The organism is Bacteroides sp. AM16-13, from assembly GCF_003602705.1.
Taxonomy (GTDB): Bacteria; Bacteroidota; Bacteroidia; order Bacteroidales; family Bacteroidaceae; genus Bacteroides; species Bacteroides xylanisolvens.
Window position 1 is genome coordinate 1 of record NZ_QTLK01000025.1, and the last position, 19360, is coordinate 19360.

Genomic DNA, 19360 nt, shown 5'->3' on the forward strand with positions numbered 1-19360 from the left:
AGGTTCAGACATGATGCTGAACAATTACTTGTGAGACCTCTTGTCGCACGTTTATGCTTGCAAAGTTATAAAATGCTTTTATTAATTTCATCTATCGCCGCATAGAAATATTCGATTGGACTTTTTTTGAAAAGGCGGGGTTTCTGCCTTTATCTTTGCATCAGAAACAAAAAACAAAAGATTGTTTCTGATGTTATAAGTCAAACCAATTAATAACAATAAAAGCAATAAAGATTATGGAACCAATTTTAAATTCTCAACTTCCTGAATTCAGTGTTCAGGCTTTTCACAACGGAGCTTTCAAGACTGTAACCAACAATGACCTGAAAGGTAAATGGGCAATTCTTTTCTTCTATCCTGCTGATTTTACTTTTGTATGTCCTACTGAATTGGTGGATATGGCTGAAAAGTACGATCAGTTCAAGGCGATGGGTGTAGAAATCTATTCGGTAAGTACTGACTCTCATTTCGTGCACAAAGCTTGGCATGATGCTTCTGAAAGTATTCGCAAGATTCAATACCCAATGTTGGCAGACCCGACTGGCGCTTTGAGCCGTGCACTGGGTGTATATATCGAAGAAGAAGGTATGGCTTATCGCGGTACATTCGTTGTCAATCCGGAAGGAAAGATTAAAGTGGTGGAACTGAATGATAACAATATTGGCCGTGATGCAAGTGAATTGCTTCGTAAAGTGGAAGCTGCACAGTTTGTAGCCAGCCATGACGGAGAAGTTTGCCCGGCTAAATGGAAAAAGGGTGAGTCTACCCTGAAGCCAAGCATCGACCTGGTAGGTAAGATTTGATAGATCTTGATAATGGTGATTATGGGAGGCCGGTAACGGGAGACGCTACTGGCCTTTTTTCTCAAAAAATGAAAGGAAAGAAGGTATGTTAGAATCTGCATTAAAAGAACAACTAAAGGGTATTTTTGCTGGGCTGGAGGCAAATTTTACTTTTGATATATCCGTATCATCCAGCCACGAAAACAAAACAGAATTATTGGAGCTGCTGGGAGATGTAGCGGATTGTTCCGATCATATCACTTATTCGGTGAGTGAAGGAAATGGGCTGAAATTTACTTTATTAAAGAATGGTAACGCCACAGGAATTACTTTCTGCGGTATTCCGAACGGACACGAATTTACTTCTTTGCTGCTTGCTATCCTGAATCTGGACGGCAAAGGAAAGAACTTTCCCGATGAGGCCGTTTGCAACCGTGTGAAAGCACTGAAAGGCCCGATACATCTAACCACTTATGTTTCGTTGACTTGTACGAACTGCCCTGACGTAGTGCAGGCTCTGAATGCAATGACTACTTTGAATCCGGCTATTGCGCATGAAATGGTAGACGGTGCGCTTTATCAGGATGAAGTAGATGCACTGAAGATACAAGGAGTGCCCTCTGTCTTTGCAGATGGAAAATTACTTCATGTAGGCCGTGGTGAATTTGGCGAATTGCTTGCCAAGTTGGAAGAACAATATGGTATTGACGAAACCAAAGCGAATGCAGAGGTGAAAGAATATGATGTGATTGTAGCCGGTGGAGGACCTGCTGGAGTATCGGCAGCTATTTATTCTGCCCGTAAAGGGTTGCGTGTAGCTATCGTGGCCGAGCGTATTGGCGGACAGGTGAAAGAAACGGTGGGTATTGAAAATCTAATTTCTGTTCCGGAAACGACAGGAAATGAACTTGCCGATAATCTGAAAACTCACTTGTTGCGTTATCCGGTGGATTTGCTGGAGCATCGTAAAGTAGAAAAAGTAGAAGTGGTTGGAAAACAAAAGCAGATCACTACCTCTGTTGGGGAGAAATTCCTGGCTCCGGCACTGATTATTGCAACTGGTGCAAGCTGGCGTAAACTGAATGTTCCGGGAGAAGCGGAGTATATCGGTCGTGGTGTTGCTTTCTGCCCTCATTGTGATGGGCCGTTTTATAAGGGAAAGCATGTAGCAGTAGTAGGTGGAGGAAATTCCGGCATTGAGGCAGCGATTGACTTGGCTGGTATCTGCTCCAAAGTCACTGTTTTTGAATTTATGGATGAGTTGAAAGCAGACAGTGTACTTCAAGATCGACTTAAATCATTGCCGAACGTGGAAGTGTTTGTAAGTTCACAGACTACGGAAGTGATAGGAAATGGTGATAAACTGACTGCCCTGCGCATCAAAGATCGCAAAACGGAAGAAGAACGTTTGGTTGAGTTGGATGGTGTATTTGTACAAATCGGGCTTTCTGCGAATAGCAGTGTATTCCGCGACATAGTGGAAACCAACCGTCCGGGCGAAATCATGATTGATGCACATTGCCGTACGAATGTGGCGGGTATCTATGCAGCCGGAGATGTTTCTACGGTTCCTTATAAGCAAATTATTATCTCTATGGGCGAAGGAGCGAAAGCTGCGCTTTCTGCATTTGACGATAGAGTGAGAGGGATTATCTGATTGATGTATTCAGATATAAAAAGCACATAAACAAAACATTAGCAAGAGGAGGAATGACTCCTTTAAAAAAGACCCTCGTTACAGATTTGTAGCGAGGGCTGTTTGATGTCTAGAGAACATGACCTTCATCAACTGCTCTATCCTGCGCATGGAGACAAATGTTCATGAATATCTGTGAAAGTGAAATGAACGTTGTTCTCATGGTATGTAATTGGGGGGATTTTAAGAAATGTGTGTTAAGTTCATTTATTTAGTCATGATATGTATATCTGACGAAATCAAACAATCCGGAATTTTCCTGCTGTGTCGGTTGGTCTCCAATAAATTTAAGATTCTCTACACTGCAAAAAATATGGAATGCAATGTCTTTCCCAAATTCCAGTTGAAGTTCATGTTTGAGCTCGTTGTCTATTAACCAGGTGATGTAATAGTTCCCATTTTTTAATGTCAGATCAATTTCGAACAGATGCCATCCGGTCTTGATTACTACAGGAACGGAAGAAAAAGGATATGCCTGCGATGTCATATAAGCAATCATTTCGTCGGGAGCTGCATTTAACTCCTTGCGAACTGTATCTTTACCATATCCGACTTCGAAATCCAATTCATGTTGGTCGTCATGGTATATCCACGAACCCACGCTACATTGATCTCCTATTCCCATTTGCGGGATATGAGTACGCCAGGTATATCTTCCTGTTGTATAAATCCGTTCTACAGTGTGAACCTTTTTCCGATCCACCGAGTTAGCCCGGGTAAAGATCCGTAAGTAACCATTCTCTAATATGCATTGATTATCCGGGTTGTTATCCTGATGTCCGTATTTCCATCCATCCAGATTGTTGAAGTTCCATTCTTTGTTTGGCGGATTTTTAGTACTGATGTCATTGGTCTGTTGCTGTGCAAAGCAAAGGCCGCAAATGCATATTAGTAACAGAGTTAAATAGTAGTTTCTCATAATAATTGAATTTAAGTGTATTCGTTTTCTATCAATTGCTTGCTGCAAAAGTAGTCGAATACCTTATTCTACTCATCAGATTTTAGTCATTTCAAATCATGAAACGTCCAAATCTGCACTGGAAATCTTAATCGCTCTGTTCCGGGAAGTATAATTTCTATATAAATGATAAACTAAAGTGCTGAATCTATTCTGATTGTTGTTGGGTGCAACCGTGTTGTGCTCTGAATTGAGAAGGAGTCATTCCTTTCATTTCTTTAAATAACGTACTGAAATATCGTTGATAAGTGAAACCTACCTGCTCTGATATTTCAGTAATGCTCATGTCAGACTGAGTTAAAAGAATGATTGCTTTGTCGATTCTTCTACGATTGATATAATCGTTTGCTCCCATGCCGGTCAGTTCCTTGATCTTATTATATAAGGATGTCCGGCTCATAGCCATTTGAGCAGTCAGGAATTTTACGTCCAGATCTGGTTGAGACAGATTCTGATCGATCATTTCATTCAATTTAATCATAAATTGTTCATCCGCATTGCTGAAAGTAGCCTCTTGCGGAGACAGAATGAATTGATTGCCCCTGTATCTGGATTTAATATATTCACGATTTCTCATCTGGTTCTGGATCACGCTAAGGAGCATTTCCATTTCAAATGGTTTGGGCAAATAGGCATCGGCTCCTAATTTGTATCCTAACATCTGGCTTTCAGAATCGGCTCTGGCGGTAAGTAGAATAACAGGGATATGGCTAATATTCAGATTCTCTTTAATTTCCTTGCATAGCTGATAGCCATTCATTTGTGGCATCATTACATCACTTACTATAATGTCCGGTTGCTGTTGCTTAATAACTTCCAGCGCTACCAATCCATTTTCTGCCTGATAGATCTTCTTGAATTTATCCTTAAGAGCATTTTTTAAGAATTCTCTTAAGTCCTGTTTATCTTCTACAATCAACAGTGAGTATCCTTGTAGAGAGAAAGCCCCGGATTCTATTTTCTCTTCTTCCTCCGGAGAACTTAAAAGTTCGTTGAGGTAGGAATGTTGAGGACATGATACTTCTTGTTCTTGTAGATTAGCCGGTATTTCATAAAAGAATGTGGCCCCTCTGTCTTTATTATTGAAAGCGCCCATCCTGCCTCCATGTAAGTCAATCAACATTTTAGCATAAGATAAACCGATACCACTTCCTCCCTCATTATGTTTGCCTTGGTAGAAACGGGTAAAGAGCTTCTTTATATCTACATTATCCAATCCGATTCCCTGGTCTTGTACGTGTACTTGTATACTTTCATTTGTACGGATGGTTTTTATAACAATACGAGTCTGATTAGGACTATATTTCAAAGCATTCATAATCAGATTGGAAAGAACAACTTTGCATTTAGTGTCATCATACGCGATAGATTGTATACTGTCGTCAAAGTCGTATGTAATTTCAATTTCTTTGGCTTTAGATGCAGTTTGAAATGTTTCTGCCACTTCCTGTATCCACTTGTGTAAAGGATGCGAAGAGATGTGTAGCACTTCCTGTCCTACCTCCATTTTGCGTGCATCAAGCACAATGTTGATAATATCTTTCATCTGATTTGCCTGTTTGAATGCCCCCTGTAGATATTCCGGTAGCTCGTCTTGCTTCACCTCTTTATTTAGAATTCGTTTCAGGGAAGCATAGATGAGTGTCAAAGGGGTACGTAGCTCATGGCTGATATTGATTAAGAAGCGTATTTTCTCTTCATATATCTTCTTCTCATGTTCCCGCATCTCACGTTTCAGCCGATTTTCTTTTTTTCTTATCAAACTAAAGAAGACCACTCCTGCCACTAGAAATGCAAAGAAAATGCATAGTATAATAAACCAGATAGATTTCCACCAAGGAGGTGAGACTATAATAGTTAAGATCTCTATCGGCTGGCTCCATTCACCGTTGGAGGTGTCGCAGGATACGCTGATGGTATATTCTCCTGATGCTAATGTACCCAATTCGAGTGTCTGGAGATAACTCTCGATCACCATTTTGTCTTTTCCTGTGATGACATACCGGAAAAGGTGTTTTCGGAAGGAGTTCTTTTCGTCAGCAATCACTTTAATGTTGAACGATGAATGATTCCAGGGAATCGAAATACAGTTATTATTAACCTGTTTCAGAGTTGATTTACCATTCAGTTTTACTTCAAGTAGCTTGAGAATAGGAGACGAATTGCTTTCGAAAATAATATCCGTATTAATGCGTACCAGTCCCATAGTACCTCCCATATACAGATTGGGAGTACGAAGAGCAGGAATAGGGGTAAATATCAATTCATTGGAAGGAACTCCATCGGATTCGTCCAGGATAACAAAACGTTTTTCGTTGATAATATACGCAAAGAACATGTTCTGCGCTCCTATCCAGACTTTTCCTTTTTTATCATAGGCAAGGCTGGATACACTGTTGAACAAGTTGGTATGTATTTTTTCTGTTTTTCCAGTCTGTTTATTATAGAAGAGCAGTCCGAAATTACTTCCTATCCAAAAGTTACCTTTATCATCCCGGCAGGCCGATGTGAAATCATCTCCCTCTTTCATATTGACTAATGAAGACAGTTCGTTGGTTTTGAAGTTTAGTTTAAACAGGTTATTGGTTCCCATTAGATACAGATGCGTATCGTCGGAATAAATTGCCTGCATAGCTATTTGGCGTTGAATGTCTATTTGGGGTGCGTAGAGAATAGATGTTTGCCGGGTATGCTTGTTGTAGATATAGACTTTTGCTCCTAATATGTAAATATTATCTTTTGTAGCATATAGATTTACCAAATCACCGGATGAAAATTCTCTTTTCGAAATAGAGTCATTGATAATGGGAAAAGGTTGCATCTGTGCGGTTCTCTTATTAAAGGTAAATACCCCTTTATTAAAACATGATAATAAGAGCTCATTTTCAGAAAAATTTGTGATAGAGGTAACTTTCTCCCCGTATGTAGTAGGGTAATGATGAAATGTATTCGTTTTTTGGTCAAATGAGTTGATACCTCCTCCGTCTGTTCCAATCCAGAGCAATGTATCCTTATCTTCAAAGATGCTAACCACGGTACGTTCGCTAATTCCATTGGGATTGTTCAGTGGAACATCTTTATAGGTTTTGATGAACACTTTCTTAATGGCGAATAATCCTCCGTGTATACTGCCTATCCATATATTGTCCATCTGATCTTTATAAAGCCGGTAGATAGAGTTATTCGGCAAGGATTGTTCATCATCGGAAATATGTTTAAGATGAGAGAATTTCATAGTCTGGAAGTCAAGTATGTTGATACCTCCTCCGTCAGTAGCTATCCAAAGTTGGTTGTCTTTTTCAAGAAAATCAAAAATGATATCGTTGTTGAGCCCGGAGTTTTTGGTGGATAAACTGAAAAGCCTTTTCCCCTCTTTCGAGTAACAGGCTATTCCTTTGCCATAGAATGATACCCAAAGCCGGTTTTGAGAGTCAACAAATATGGTGTTTATCTCGCGCTCTTTTACAAATGGACATCGATACATTTTCTTTTTTATCAAGTCGTACATCCAAAGCCCGTCTTTTTTACTGCTGGTTATCAGCACATCGGGACTCCACTGAAAGATGCGATTGATACATTTTAACTTGTCTCCATCGATGTCGGGGAAGATCGTCGTAATACTTTTATCCGTCAGATTGTATTGGTATAAAGTTTCTTCTCCTCCAAACAGGAAATTGTCACCTATTTGAAGATAAGACCAAGCGTTAAATGGCTTCCCGTTATATTTCAATGGCTGAAACTGATTTTCTGCTTTATTGTAGATGGCAATTCCTTTATTGGTAGAAACGTATAAATCGCCTAAACGATCCTCTGTAATAAAACGAATGAAATTGTCGGGCAATGAGTTGGGCTGCTCCCGGTCATGAAAATAACTTTTCAGTTCAGATTGGTCATAACTATTTAATCCCCATTTGGTACCTATCCATATGACTCCTTGATGATCTCTGTAAATGCACTGCACTCTTGATTGTGACAATCCCTGTTCCAAAGAAATTTGTCTGAAGTAGTAGTCTTGTTGTTCAGCCTTGGTAGAAAGAACAAAGAATAATATCCAGATTAGAAAAGAATACCTCTTTAGTACGTGTGCTTTTGACATAGTTATGTTCTTTTGATAGAGCAAATATAAAAGAAGTTATGAAACTGTACAATAGATTTCATCTTCTTTTGTCCACAAAGCTCATTAGATAGCTAGAAAGGATATCCAGAATACTCCTTTTGAACAGTAGCGGACTAATTATGGATGTTATTTGATCTCTATTTCCACGCTTTGCACCTATATTTGCATAGTTGACACTAAATACGGAATAGTATTAAACCTTAAAAAAAAGACTATTTACTATGAATACATCCTAAAACTGTAGAATGAAGAGGTGGCGGAGTAATGTTGGGAACATTTTGAATGCCTTGACTTGTATCTAAAATTCCTAAAAATCTAATATTATTATATTCTAACTAAATGAAAAGTATATGGATAATCTAAGAAAAACGCTTGGCTGCTTGCTACTATTTCTTTTTGCAGCAGTTACATCTACTTATGCACAGGTTGCAAAGCAGTATTCGGGTACTGTTATGGATGCCGACAGCAATGAACCTATCATCGGTGTCAACGTAACTCTTAAAGATGCACAAACTGGTACCGTAACGGATATTTCCGGAAAGTTCTCGATTAGTGCTCCTGTTGGCTCTACACTATCATTCTCTTATATCGGATACGTGACTAAAGAGGTTAAACTGGGAACGAATACCAGTTTGAAGATTACAATGCAGGAAGATCAGAACCAATTGAGTGAGGTAGTGGTCATCGGCTATGGTGTAGTGAAAAAATCAGATATAACAGGTGCTGTGGCTTCTGTTTCTTCCAAACAATTTAAGGATCAGCCGGTAAAGCGGGTGGAAGATATTCTGCAAGGACGTACTGCAGGTGTGGCAGTGACGAGCGTAAATGGTTTACCTGGTGGTACAGTTAAAGTTCGTGTTCGTGGTACTACTTCTCTTAATACCAGCAATGACCCCTTGTATGTCATCGATGGCATTATGTCTGGTGGACTAGATGTAAATCCAGCTGACATTCAATCTATTGAAGTTCTGAAGGATGCTTCGGCAACGGCTATTTATGGCTCACGCGGTGCTAATGGTGTGGTATTGGTAACTACTAAAAAAGGGGTGGAAGGTAAAGTGCAGATTTATGCGGATGTGGCTATAGGCGTATCGAACATTCTTAAAAAATATGACTTACTGAATGCTTATGAATATGCGACTGCATTAAAGGAGTATAATGGTATCTCATTTGCAGATGATGAGATGGAAGCCTATAAGAATGGCTCCAAAGGCATTGACTGGCAGAATTTGATGTTGCAGACCGGTATTAGTCAGGACTATAAATTAGGTATTTCGGGTGGAACGGCTAAAAATAAGTATCTTATTTCAGCCAATGTACTGAATATGACAGCCATGACCATCACGACCAAGTATCAACGTGCACAGTTACGGATAAATTTGGATAATGAACTCACCAAGTGGTTGACACTTTCTACCAAAATTAATGCTTCACGTACTCACAGTCATAATGGGGGTATTGACATTATGAACTTCCTGAACTATTCTCCTACGATGGAAATGAAAGATCCGGTAACGGGCGTTTATAATATGGACCCTTATAATTCAGTAAACGGAAACCCTTATGGTGCACGTGTCGCAAATTATGGTGACTCATACGTGTATGCTTTGAATACTAATATGGATTTGACTTTCAAAATAATGAAAGGGTTGACATTGTCTGTACAGGGTGCTGCTAATTACTCTCATGTTCCGAGTTACTCTTTCACCTCGTCATTAGCAAAACCCGGACAAATTAGTGGTATGGAAAATGCGAGCAGGATGAATCTATTCTGGCAGAATACCAATAATGTGACTTATAACACAAGTTTCGGCGATCATCATCTGACTGCAACAGCTGTATTTGAAGCAAGTGGTGCCGAAGGCAGAAATCTAAAACTGACCGGAAGTGATTTAGCCAATGAGTTTGTTGGTTATTGGAATGCAAAAAATGCAAAGACACGCGATGGAGAGAATGGCTATTCCGCAGAAGCTATTGTGTCCGGGCTTGGTCGAATTATGTACAATTACAAAGGAAAGTATATGCTGACAGGTACTTTCCGTGCCGATGGTTCATCTAAGTTTCAGAAGAAGAATAAATGGGGATATTTTCCGTCAGCAGCTGTTGCTTGGGATGTTGCTAAAGAAAACTTTATGAGCAAACAAAACATTGTCCAGCAATTGAAACTAAGAGCCAGTTTTGGTGTTGTTGGTAATCAAAGTATCGGTGCTTACACAACATTGGGTATGTTGGCTCCTACAAATTATGACGGTTATGGTAGCGATGCAATCCATACCGGTTATTGGACTGGAAATCTCGCTACACCGGATGTAACTTGGGAAAGCACCTATCAGTATAACATAGGTTTGGACGCCAGTGTTTTAGACGGTCGCTTGAGTTTTACAGCCGAATGGTTCCGAAAGGATACTAAGGACCTGTTGCTTCGCAAACCTGCTCCTCAGTATAACGGAGGTGGCTCTTTCTGGGTCAACCAAGGTGAAGTTAGAAACTCTGGTGTTGAATTCACCATTACAGCTACTCCTTTGACAGACAAAGATATATTTGGTTGGGAAACATCGCTGAATGCATCTTATTTAAAGAATAAGATAATCGATCTGGCAGGTAGTGATTTTATCGTTGGGGAGAATTATACAAGTATTGGCGGTGGTCCCATTCAAATTAAAAAAGTAGGGTATCCGATTGGTTCTTTCTATCTTTATGAATGGGCAAACTTTAATGACCAGGGCGCCAACTTGTATAAACATCAATCTAATGGAAGTTTGACAACCAATCCGGGTGCTGACGATCTGGTTACTAAAGGGCAGGCCGAGCCTAATTGGACTTTCGGATGGAATAATACATTTACTTGGAAAAATTGGACGCTCAATCTCTTTATCAATGCTGCATTAGGACAAGATAGACTGAATGTAAGCCGCTATGCGATGGGATCTATGACAGGTGTATATCGTTTCATCTCTTTATCTGATGCTTATTACAAAAGTTGGGATAAAGTAGCCAATAAAGCAGATGCTGTGTATGCAAGTCATAAAAATTCAGATAATAGAAACTATCCTGATTCCGATTTCTGGCTTGAAGATGCATCATTTGTGAAACTGAAAAATATAAGCCTTACGTATAATATTCCTAAGAAGATAACGAAAGTAGCCGATATTCAATTGTCGGTCAGTGCTCAAAACCTGTTTACATTAACGAAATACACAGGTATGGACCCAGAAGTGTACAGTGAATCCGATTATGGCTTTAATGGTGTGGATATGGGATCTTATCCTGTTCCAAGAACATTCACTTTTGGTATGAAACTTAACTTTTAATCTTTTAACTATACATGGATATGAAAACAATATATAGAATATTCAAATCTGTCGGACTAGCATTGATAGCACTTTGGATGGTGTCTTGCCAGGATTTACTGACAGAAGATCCTAAAGGGCAGTTGGCGGTAACTAATTTCTTCAATTCAAAAGGTGATCTGGACTTGGCTCTGAATGGAATGTATTCCAAAGTTGCGAGTGATATGTATGCAAATATTTGGGCAGGTTTCGAATCAGTGATGGGTGATGATATTTCTACACACCCTGCAGCTAATAAGCAGGGGCTGCGTGAGGTAGATACTTATAATGTTTCGGACAACAACACTTGGGTGACTGAATTGTGGGGTGCTCGTTGGAGATTGGTAAAAGCGGCTAATTTCATTATAGATAATGCCGGACGAACTCCGGAAGTGAGCCAGGAAGAGAAAGATGCGGCCATTGGACAAGCTTATTATTGGCGTGCCTATTCTTACTTTTATTTTGTAATGGCTTGGGGAGAGGTACCTATGGTTGTGAAAGATGAAATCAATTATAACATGCCATTGGCAACCGTTTCTGAAATTTACGAACTGATTGTTTCTGACCTGAAAAAGGCAGAGACAATGGTGCCTGCTAATTATACTAAAGAACCCTACGCAAGAAACGGGGTAAACATTGCTGTTAGTCAAGGAGCTGTAAAAGCAACATTGGCTTATGTGTATATGGCAATGGCAGGATGGCCGTTGAACAAGGGAACAGAATATTATCAACTAGCCGCTGCAAAGGCAAAGGAAGTAATCGATGCTTCGAAGAAAGGTACTTATTACTACAAGTTATTACCTGATTATAAGCAAGTATATTCGATGGAGTATAATAAGAATAATCCTGAAGTGTTGCTTGGCGTTTACTATAATTTGGGAATAGATGCACTTACCAATGCCCCTTTAGCTGATTTCCTGGCAGACTATGCTTATGGTGGCGGTGGATGGGGAGATACGAACGGAGAAATTAAATTCTGGTATGATTTCCCGGAAGGCTCACGCAAAGATGCATCTTATTTCCCGAAAATCATATTGAAGAATGAAACTAAGTTGCGTGATTGGTGGGAAGACCCCAATCCGGAAGCGCCGCGTGTGGTTGTTGCTCCCTGTTTCATGAAGAAAGTAGAAACGACCACTGGAGAAGAATTCGATTATACGAATCCGAAGATTTCGATGAATCAGAATGGAGAAAAGACGCATCAGATTATTCGCTTGGCAGAAGTATATTGCTGGTATGCCGAAGCCGTAGGTCGTTCAAAAACAGGCAGTATCACGGAAGCTGTCAACTTATTGAATGAGGTACGCAATCGTGCCAATGGATCTGTTGTTGCAGACCGGGATATCTATAAGACAACCATGTCGTATGATGATCTGGCAGAAGCTGCCTATAATGAACATGGCTGGGAAATAGCCGGATATTATTGGGGAAATATTGCCACTAGAGCAAGGGATATGTTTCGCATGAATCGCATTAAAGATCATTTTGAATACAGAAAATTAAATCCGGAGATTGAAGTGGCTCCCGGAGTCTTCAGGAAAGAAGCTGTTTCCGTATCTGGTACGTGGAATGACAGTAAAATGTATCTTCCCCGTCCTTTTGTAGATTCGTCTATTAATCCGAATTTGAAGAACTGAATGAAACAATAAAAACAATCATTATGAAACTAAGATATTTATATTTAGCAATAGGTGTATTATGTAATGCCTCTTTAGTATCATGCGGTGATAGCTTCAAAGAGAAAACAGAGATTGTTGCATGCGGAATCTCCACAAATGCTTTAACATTCGGAGTCTCCTCTACTGAAGTTCAGACTGTAGATATTACGTCAGAAGCAGCTTGGGAAGTTGCAGTGGATCAGGCAGGTGGTGATTGGCTTACAGTTTCTCCTTTGGAAGGAACTGGTAATGGTACGCTAACAATTTCTGCTGATAAGAATAACGGCCCAAAACGCAGTGCAACCTTGACTATAGCGGCGAAAGGTGCTGAACTTCGAACCATCACAGTTATTCAGGATGGCTATAAAGGAACCATTTATAATTACGGTGACTTTACTGGATTGCAAAAGACGGGGCTTGTGGCAGGGATCAATCCGATCACTATCGTAGATAATGACGAATGTGAAGATGGAAAAGCGTTAAGAATCTATACCCGGGCAGGTGAAGAGTATGAAGGTACTAATGGGGACCGTTTCAAGGTGCAGACAACAACGCAATTCGGATCAGGTCGTTATGAATGGAGGATATATGTCCCTAAATTCGGAATGAATGACCGGGCCAGTATTGGAGCATTTTTATATTTTGACGATGGGCATGAATTGGATTTTGAAATTTGTTCCGGTACAGCTGCAGACCGTGCAGCACATAGTGCCGGACCAGATGATATGCTGTGCCTTGTGACTAGTCAGGCTAATCCTTTTTTCTCTGAATTCACGCCTATTAAGGGGGATGCTTGGCATACGTTTGTATTGGATTTGAAGTTAGAGAATAAGAAATATCTGGCGGAGTGGTCGGTTGATGGTAAAGTTTTAAAGAGGGCACAATTAGATTATGGTGAAGAGGCTTATTTCCGTGCTATATCTAGTGTCGAGAATCTTTATGGTATGGGCGATCATGCGGCAACTCAAGAAAATTATGCCTTATTTGATTATCTTGAATATGTTCCTTATGATTATTCAATGAAGCCGATTATCGAAGGTCAGCTTCCTCCCGAACCAGAGGGAACAACAGTGAAGTGGGACTTTGAGGAAGCTGGTTTTGTTCCTGTTGGATGGACTAACAATGGAGGAACGATTGCGGATGGAAGTTTGAATCTATCTAACGGGAATAACTTCGTTTATAGTCCGGAAGTGGGAGCTGGAAAATATACATGGGAAATAGATGTTCCTTTGGTAGGGGTAGGTGAAAAATGGTTGGCAGGTGGTAATATCGCTGCAACTAACGCTGAAGAAAGGTCATTCTCTATGTTTGTTTTCTCGGGTACTGAAAATGATCGTGCGGCTTGTACGGTTCCTCCTGTTCCAGGCCAGATGCTGGTACGTTGTTATACAGAGGCTATGGGAGTTTACGGTGTACCTATTGATCCGGGTAAACACACTTTGACTATTGACCTTAGACTTAATGCAGATGGTGCATATTGGGCGGCATGGATTATAGATGGTGAAGTGGCGAAAACATTTACTACCTGGTATACTCCGGCACAGTTTAAATTTGGATTCTCAATGATGACCTTTGCTGATGGAGGTGGCTGGCAAGGAGATAAGCCTACTGCAAAGACATATACAGTCAAATATGACTATATAGAATATAAGAAGTATAATTATGATGAAGAATAACAGTTTACTTTACATTCAATGAGGTATTTAAGCATAATTGGAACAGCTATATGCTGTGTAATGTTGGTAATGACGAGTGTTTCCTGCAAGCAGGAAACACTCTCTTCCACCACCCAGGAGAAGAAAGTAGCTCCTTGGTATGTCTATATAGATGGAAGCTCTTTTAAGGATATAGAGCCAGTGAAAGAGATAATTAGTTCCATTAGCGTTTTCGGGAATCCTCCGAAATCATTTATCGATGAGTGTCATCAGAATCATATCGAAGTATATCAGGCTGTAGGTGGAAATGAAGAAACGATTGATACGCCACAGAAAAGAAAGGCACTTGTTGAGAAGTATGTAAGCGATTGCAATGCAAATGGATATGATGGAATAGATCTTGATCTCGAACATTTGAGCCCTGATATTCAGGATGCATATACCGAATTCCTGAAACTTGCTTCAAAAGAACTCCATGCTGTTGGAAAGAAATTAAGCCATTGCGTTAGTTTTTATCCGGCTTTGTATCAGGATAACGAAACTAAGATGTTTCACGATCCGGCAGTTTTGAATACTACCTGCGACTTAATTAGAGTGATGTGTTACGATATGTATTTTGCACCTGGGATAGATAAGCCCGAGCTCAAACATAGGGATGATTGTATGGGCATTGGACCTACGTCTAATTATCTATGGACTAAAGAGGCGATGCTTTTCTGGATGAAACACATTCCGAATGATAAATTAGTGATGGCTCTGCCTGCTTATGCAAATGATTATGCTGTAACTGGTGACATCAAAGGAAGGCAGGTTTACCAATCTGTGCCTGACAGTATAAATGGAATTTTGCCTTCTCCTACCTGGTTATGTTATGAAAAGGTAAACATGTATCTGTATGATGGTACTGATGGTAATCGGCATCTGTTTTATGCAAGTGATGCCAGAAGTACGGAAGCGCTACTTGAACTAGCTGATGAACTGGGAATCTCTCAAATCGGTTTTTGGCACTTTAATAGCGTAGATCCGCAAATGTGGGATACTACCGCAAAGTGGCAAAAGAAATAATGAGATAATAAATCGACCTTGTAAATAATATAGCTTTATTCTCATCCCCCCCATTTAGAGAAAAGCTATTCTTAACAATAAGAGGCCGCAAAGGTATGAATCCGTATCTTTGTGGCTTTTTATTTTTTTCTTACCTTTGGGGGAACTTAACATAACCCCCAAAAATGAAGAACATGAAAAAGATCTTTTTACTCATTTCCGTCATCCTGTTTATTTTTCCGGTACAGGCTCAACATACATTGAGACTGATGTCTTATAATATTAAAAATGCGAACGGCATGGATGATATTTGCAATTTTCAACGGGTAGCCAATGTGATAAATAATGCTTCTCCTGATGTTGTGGCTATACAAGAGGTAGACAGTATGACCCGTCGGAGCGGACAGAAATATGTGCTGGGTGAGATAGCTGAACGTACACAAATGCATGCTTGTTTTGCACCTGCTATAGAGTTTGAAGGAGGTAAATATGGAATCGGACTGTTGACAAAGCAAGTTCCGCTACGTTTACAAACTATCCCTTTACCTGGTAGAGAAGAGGCCCGCACCTTGATTCTGGCAGAATTTGAGGATTATATCTATTGTTGTACCCATCTGTCATTAACGGAAGAAGACCGTATGAAATCTTTGGAAATAGTGAAGTCATTGATTGCTTCCTATAAAAAGCCTCTTTTTCTAGCCGGGGATATGAATGCTGAACCTGAATCCGATTTCATCAAAGAATTGCAAAAGGATTTTCAAATACTCTCCAATCCGGGAAAGTATACTTATCCTGCTCCTGATCCAAAAGAGACCATTGATTATATTGCCGTGTCAAAGCAAAACGCTACCGGATTTGCTGTCATATCTGCGAGAGTAGTTAATGAGCCAATGGCTTCCGACCATCGTCCCATACTTGTGGAATTGCGTACCGCTGAAAAGGCAGACAAGATATTCCGTACTAAACCTTATTTGCAGAATCCTGTGGGTAATGGCATTACTGTGATGTGGGAAACAACCGTTCCTTCTTATTGCTGGGTGGAATATGGCACAGATACTACCCGGCTGGAACGTGCGCGTATGATTGTTGACGGTCAGGTGGTCTGCAATAACAAGCTGCATAAAATACGTATAGATGGCTTACAGCCTGGACAGAAATATTATTATCGTGTGTGTTCGCAAGAGATGTTGCTTTATCAGGCATATAAAAAGGTATTTGGAAATACAGCACAATCGACCTTCAGTGAATTTACTCTTCCTGTTGCTGATACAGAGTCTTTTACCGCTATTGTTTTTAATGATTTGCATCAACATACCAATACTTTCCGTACTCTATGTAAACAAATACAGGATGTTAAGTATGATTTTGTTGTTTTCAATGGTGACTGTGTGGATGATCCTGTGGATCACGAGCAAGCAACCACATTTATCAGTGAACTGACCGAAGGAGTGTATGGCGACCACATACCGACTTTCTTTATGCGTGGCAATCATGAAATCCGCAATGCCTATTCTATCGGTTTGCGTGATCATTTTGATTATGTGGGAGATAAAACTTATGCCTCTTTTAACTGGGGAGACACCCGTATCGTCATGTTGGATTGTGGAGAAGATAAACCGGACGACCATTGGGTATATTATGGCTTGAACGATTTTACTCAATTGCGTAATGAACAGGTTGATTTTCTGAAAAAAGAACTGTCTGCCAAAGAATTCAAGAAAGCAAAGAAACGTGTCCTTATTCATCATATTCCGCTTTACGGTAATTATGAAAAGAATCTCTGTGCGAATCTTTGGACTAAATTATTAGAAAAAGCACCTTTCAATATCAGCCTGAACGCACATACTCATAAATACGCTTACCATCCGAAAGGGGAACTGGGTAATAATTATCCGGTTATTATTGGTGGAGGATATAAGATGGACAGTGCTACGGTGATGATTCTGGAGAAGAAGAACGATGAATTGAGGATTAAGGTGCTGAATGTAAGGGGAGAGGTTTTACTGGATATAACAGTCTAAAGTCTCTAATAACTTTATAAAAAATGGAGGTGCGCCAGACTTCTAGACACACCTCCATGAATTAGTTATTTCATAAAGTGCTATTCGGAGAAATATGTATAATAGAAATTCTCTATATATCCGTCATAGTTTTTGCTTTCCTCTTTGATACAACTGTTCTCGTCATATTCAAATGTGTAAGTAGCTGTACTGGATGAATGTTGCCAACCACTGCTCGTATGGCAATTAGCCGAAGCTTTTCCAAAGAGACCAGTTTCAACCAGCCAACGACTAGCTCCACTGCTTTCCGCATAGATACAATGTGCTCCGCTCACATTAGGCACGGCAGAATAGGTCTGAACTTTAAACTGCTCTACTCCATCTGAAAATCTGGTCCATTGCATAATATTTCCATCTTCTATGGTGATGTTAGATGCAATATTACCATTCTTTTCAACTTTGGTCATGTAGCCATTCTCATCATAAGTATATTCGTAAGTGTTGGAACCATCTACAAAAGTTGCAACATAACCTTGGTCATTTAAAGTCATGTTATATGCGTTCTTACCTGTCACTGTGATATTATTTCCGTCATAAGCAAAGAGCCATTCTCTATCCAATTCTCCTTCATATAACCTGTATACACGTTTTACAGTACCATTATCATTATATTCGTAATACCATTTATCCCAGTCGTCCGCAAAAGTGGCTATCCGATAAACTGTTACTTCAGAGGTTGTTGTAAAAGTGATTTCTGCATAGTCTGAATCTTCAAAATAGATTGATCCGGTTTTTTGAGCTTTTACTTTGAATGTATAACTTTTTTCCGGCTCTAAACCTGTCAGTTGAATTGTATTTTGGTCAGTACTTTGTTCACTACCGTTGTTCAAACTATAAATATAAGCTGTTGCGTTTCCTATGGCTTTCCATGTAATAACAGCAGAACTCTCTTTTACATCAGGAACAGTAACTTCCGGTTTATCCAGAACGTTTGTACTGGGATGATTGTCATCATCACTGCAAGCAGTCGTACCTAGTACTACTGCCAGCATGGCTAATAAGTAAAAATACTTTTTCATGTTGTTCTATTTAAGGTTAATAATTAGTTTCCGGCAACTACTATCATTCCCAAACCAACCAGGAAGAAGATAAACATCAAGGCCAGTAGTTGATTAACAGATTTCGTTGAACCTTTAAATTCTTTCCAGATAAATACTCCCCAAATAGCGGCAATAAGTGGTGCGCCTTGTCCTAGTGCATAAGATACCGCCGGACCAGCTTCTCCTGATGCGATATAGCTGAACGCGGAACCAAGTCCCCATATCGCTCCACCAAGCATTCCGCATATATGAGTTTTCGTGTTTCCTTTAAAGTATTCGGAGTAGCTGACTTTTTCTCCGACAAAAGGATATTTCATTACTAATGTGTTGAAAACAAAATTGCTTAGTAATACGCCTATTGAAAAAACAAAGATGGCAGAATAAGGAGTCATCATTCCTATAGCAGGAGAATTGAAGTTTTCTACGTCCATACCTTTCACTACGAACCTGTAGAACAAAGACATCAGTACACCGGCAATTAATGCAATGATAATTCCCTTTTTGTTGTTCTTCCTGCTTTCTTCACCCTTTTGCATCTTTCCGGAAGCTACTCCATTACAAATGATAGCAATGACAATGAGAGCTACGCCGCCGAATAAAAGCAGAGGATTGCCAGTCGGAATTCCCAGATAATTGACGATTACTCCTAATACCAATGCAATGCCAACCCCTAAAGGAAAAGCAACAGACATACCAGCCAAGGAAATAGACGCTGAAAGAAGAATGTTTGAAGCATTAAATATTACGCCCCCCAAGATAACCCAACCAATGCTGTCTCCTGATGCTTGTCCCAGATCTTCCAGGAATGAACGTCCGGTATCTCCATGACTACCCATTGTGAAGCCTAGTAAGATGGTGAACAATACCATTCCAATCACATAATCCCAATAAAAAAGTTCATAACGCCAATTTTTGGAAACTAGTTTTTGGGTATTACCCCAAGACCCCCAACAAATCATGGTTACGATGCAGAATATAACTGCCAATAAATAACTGTTTACTGTGAACATACTATTAGTAT

General features: G+C 39.9%; 11 protein-coding genes. 7 read left to right on the forward strand and 4 right to left on the reverse strand.

The genetic code is table 11. The features are described 5' to 3' along the window. Positions 1–236 precede the first annotated feature (236 nt). Positions 237–803 carry an alkyl hydroperoxide reductase subunit C gene (ahpC, locus tag DW173_RS18290; protein ID WP_004307892.1) on the forward strand — a complete coding sequence of 189 codons (567 nt, stop codon included), beginning with the start codon at positions 237–239 and terminating at the stop codon, positions 801–803. A gap of 85 nt (positions 804–888) precedes the next feature. Further along, entirely contained in the window at positions 889–2439 is a 1551-nt protein-coding gene (gene ahpF, locus DW173_RS18295) for an alkyl hydroperoxide reductase subunit F (protein WP_120144940.1), read from the forward strand. Positions 2440–2689: 250 nt separating this feature from the next. Here the strand turns inward: ahpF and DW173_RS18300 are convergent, their stop codons facing one another. After that, a complete protein-coding gene (locus tag DW173_RS18300) occupies positions 2690–3397 on the reverse strand; it encodes a hypothetical protein (RefSeq protein ID WP_120144941.1) in 708 nt (235 codons plus the stop codon). A 187-nt stretch (positions 3398–3584) separates the two neighbouring features. Further along, the gene (locus tag DW173_RS18305) at positions 3585–7532 is read right to left on the reverse strand and encodes a two-component regulator propeller domain-containing protein (protein ID WP_120144942.1); all 3948 of its coding nucleotides are present in this window, start codon (positions 7530–7532) and stop codon (positions 3585–3587) included. A gap of 371 nt (positions 7533–7903) precedes the next feature. On the opposite strand from DW173_RS18305, the gene DW173_RS18310 reads away from it, so the two are divergent. The 5 genes from DW173_RS18310 (at position 7904) to DW173_RS18330 (ending at position 17260) form a co-directional block, all read left to right on the forward strand. Then, entirely contained in the window at positions 7904–10864 is a 2961-nt protein-coding gene (locus DW173_RS18310; RefSeq protein WP_004302470.1) for a SusC/RagA family TonB-linked outer membrane protein, read from the forward strand. A 20-nt stretch (positions 10865–10884) separates the two neighbouring features. Next, the gene (locus DW173_RS18315; protein ID WP_008642575.1) at positions 10885–12519 is read left to right on the forward strand and encodes a RagB/SusD family nutrient uptake outer membrane protein; all 1635 of its coding nucleotides are present in this window, start codon (positions 10885–10887) and stop codon (positions 12517–12519) included. A 23-nt stretch (positions 12520–12542) separates the two neighbouring features. Next, a complete protein-coding gene (locus DW173_RS18320; RefSeq protein ID WP_008642576.1) occupies positions 12543–14216 on the forward strand; it encodes a BACON domain-containing protein in 1674 nt (557 codons plus the stop codon). Positions 14217–14276: 60 nt separating this feature from the next. Then, positions 14277–15260 carry a glycosyl hydrolase family 18 protein gene (locus tag DW173_RS18325; protein WP_032841992.1) on the forward strand — a complete coding sequence of 328 codons (984 nt, stop codon included), beginning with the start codon at positions 14277–14279 and terminating at the stop codon, positions 15258–15260. A 173-nt stretch (positions 15261–15433) separates the two neighbouring features. Further along, positions 15434–17260, forward strand: coding sequence for an endonuclease/exonuclease/phosphatase family protein (locus DW173_RS18330; RefSeq protein WP_199722850.1), 1827 nt, complete (start codon positions 15434–15436; stop codon positions 17258–17260). Between the two features lie 80 nt (positions 17261–17340). On the opposite strand, the gene DW173_RS18335 is transcribed toward DW173_RS18330, so the two are convergent. Further along, entirely contained in the window at positions 17341–18318 is a 978-nt protein-coding gene (locus DW173_RS18335; protein WP_120144944.1) for a fibronectin type III domain-containing protein, read from the reverse strand. A 23-nt stretch (positions 18319–18341) separates the two neighbouring features. After that, positions 18342–19349: a GRP family sugar transporter gene (locus tag DW173_RS18340; RefSeq protein ID WP_008642584.1), complete on the reverse strand. Its 1008-nt coding sequence runs from the start codon at positions 19347–19349 to the stop codon at positions 18342–18344. Between the last annotated feature and the right edge of the window lie 11 nt (positions 19350–19360).

Excerpts from the sequence above, each read along its gene's own strand:
- ahpC (WP_004307892.1), top strand. The coding sequence starts at position 237 with ATGGAACCAATTTTAAATTCTCAACTTCCTGAATTCAGTGTTCAGGCT.
- ahpF (WP_120144940.1), top strand. The coding sequence starts at position 889 with ATGTTAGAATCTGCATTAAAAGAACAACTAAAGGGTATTTTTGCTGGG.
- DW173_RS18300 (WP_120144941.1), bottom strand. The coding sequence starts at position 3,397 with ATGAGAAACTACTATTTAACTCTGTTACTAATATGCATTTGCGGCCTT.
- DW173_RS18305 (WP_120144942.1), bottom strand. The coding sequence starts at position 7,532 with ATGTCAAAAGCACACGTACTAAAGAGGTATTCTTTTCTAATCTGGATA.
- DW173_RS18310 (WP_004302470.1), top strand. The coding sequence starts at position 7,904 with ATGGATAATCTAAGAAAAACGCTTGGCTGCTTGCTACTATTTCTTTTT.
- DW173_RS18315 (WP_008642575.1), top strand. The coding sequence starts at position 10,885 with ATGAAAACAATATATAGAATATTCAAATCTGTCGGACTAGCATTGATA.
- DW173_RS18320 (WP_008642576.1), top strand. The coding sequence starts at position 12,543 with ATGAAACTAAGATATTTATATTTAGCAATAGGTGTATTATGTAATGCC.
- DW173_RS18325 (WP_032841992.1), top strand. The coding sequence starts at position 14,277 with ATGTTGGTAATGACGAGTGTTTCCTGCAAGCAGGAAACACTCTCTTCC.
- DW173_RS18330 (WP_199722850.1), top strand. The coding sequence starts at position 15,434 with ATGAAAAAGATCTTTTTACTCATTTCCGTCATCCTGTTTATTTTTCCG.
- DW173_RS18335 (WP_120144944.1), bottom strand. The coding sequence starts at position 18,318 with ATGAAAAAGTATTTTTACTTATTAGCCATGCTGGCAGTAGTACTAGGT.
- DW173_RS18340 (WP_008642584.1), bottom strand. The coding sequence starts at position 19,349 with ATGTTCACAGTAAACAGTTATTTATTGGCAGTTATATTCTGCATCGTA.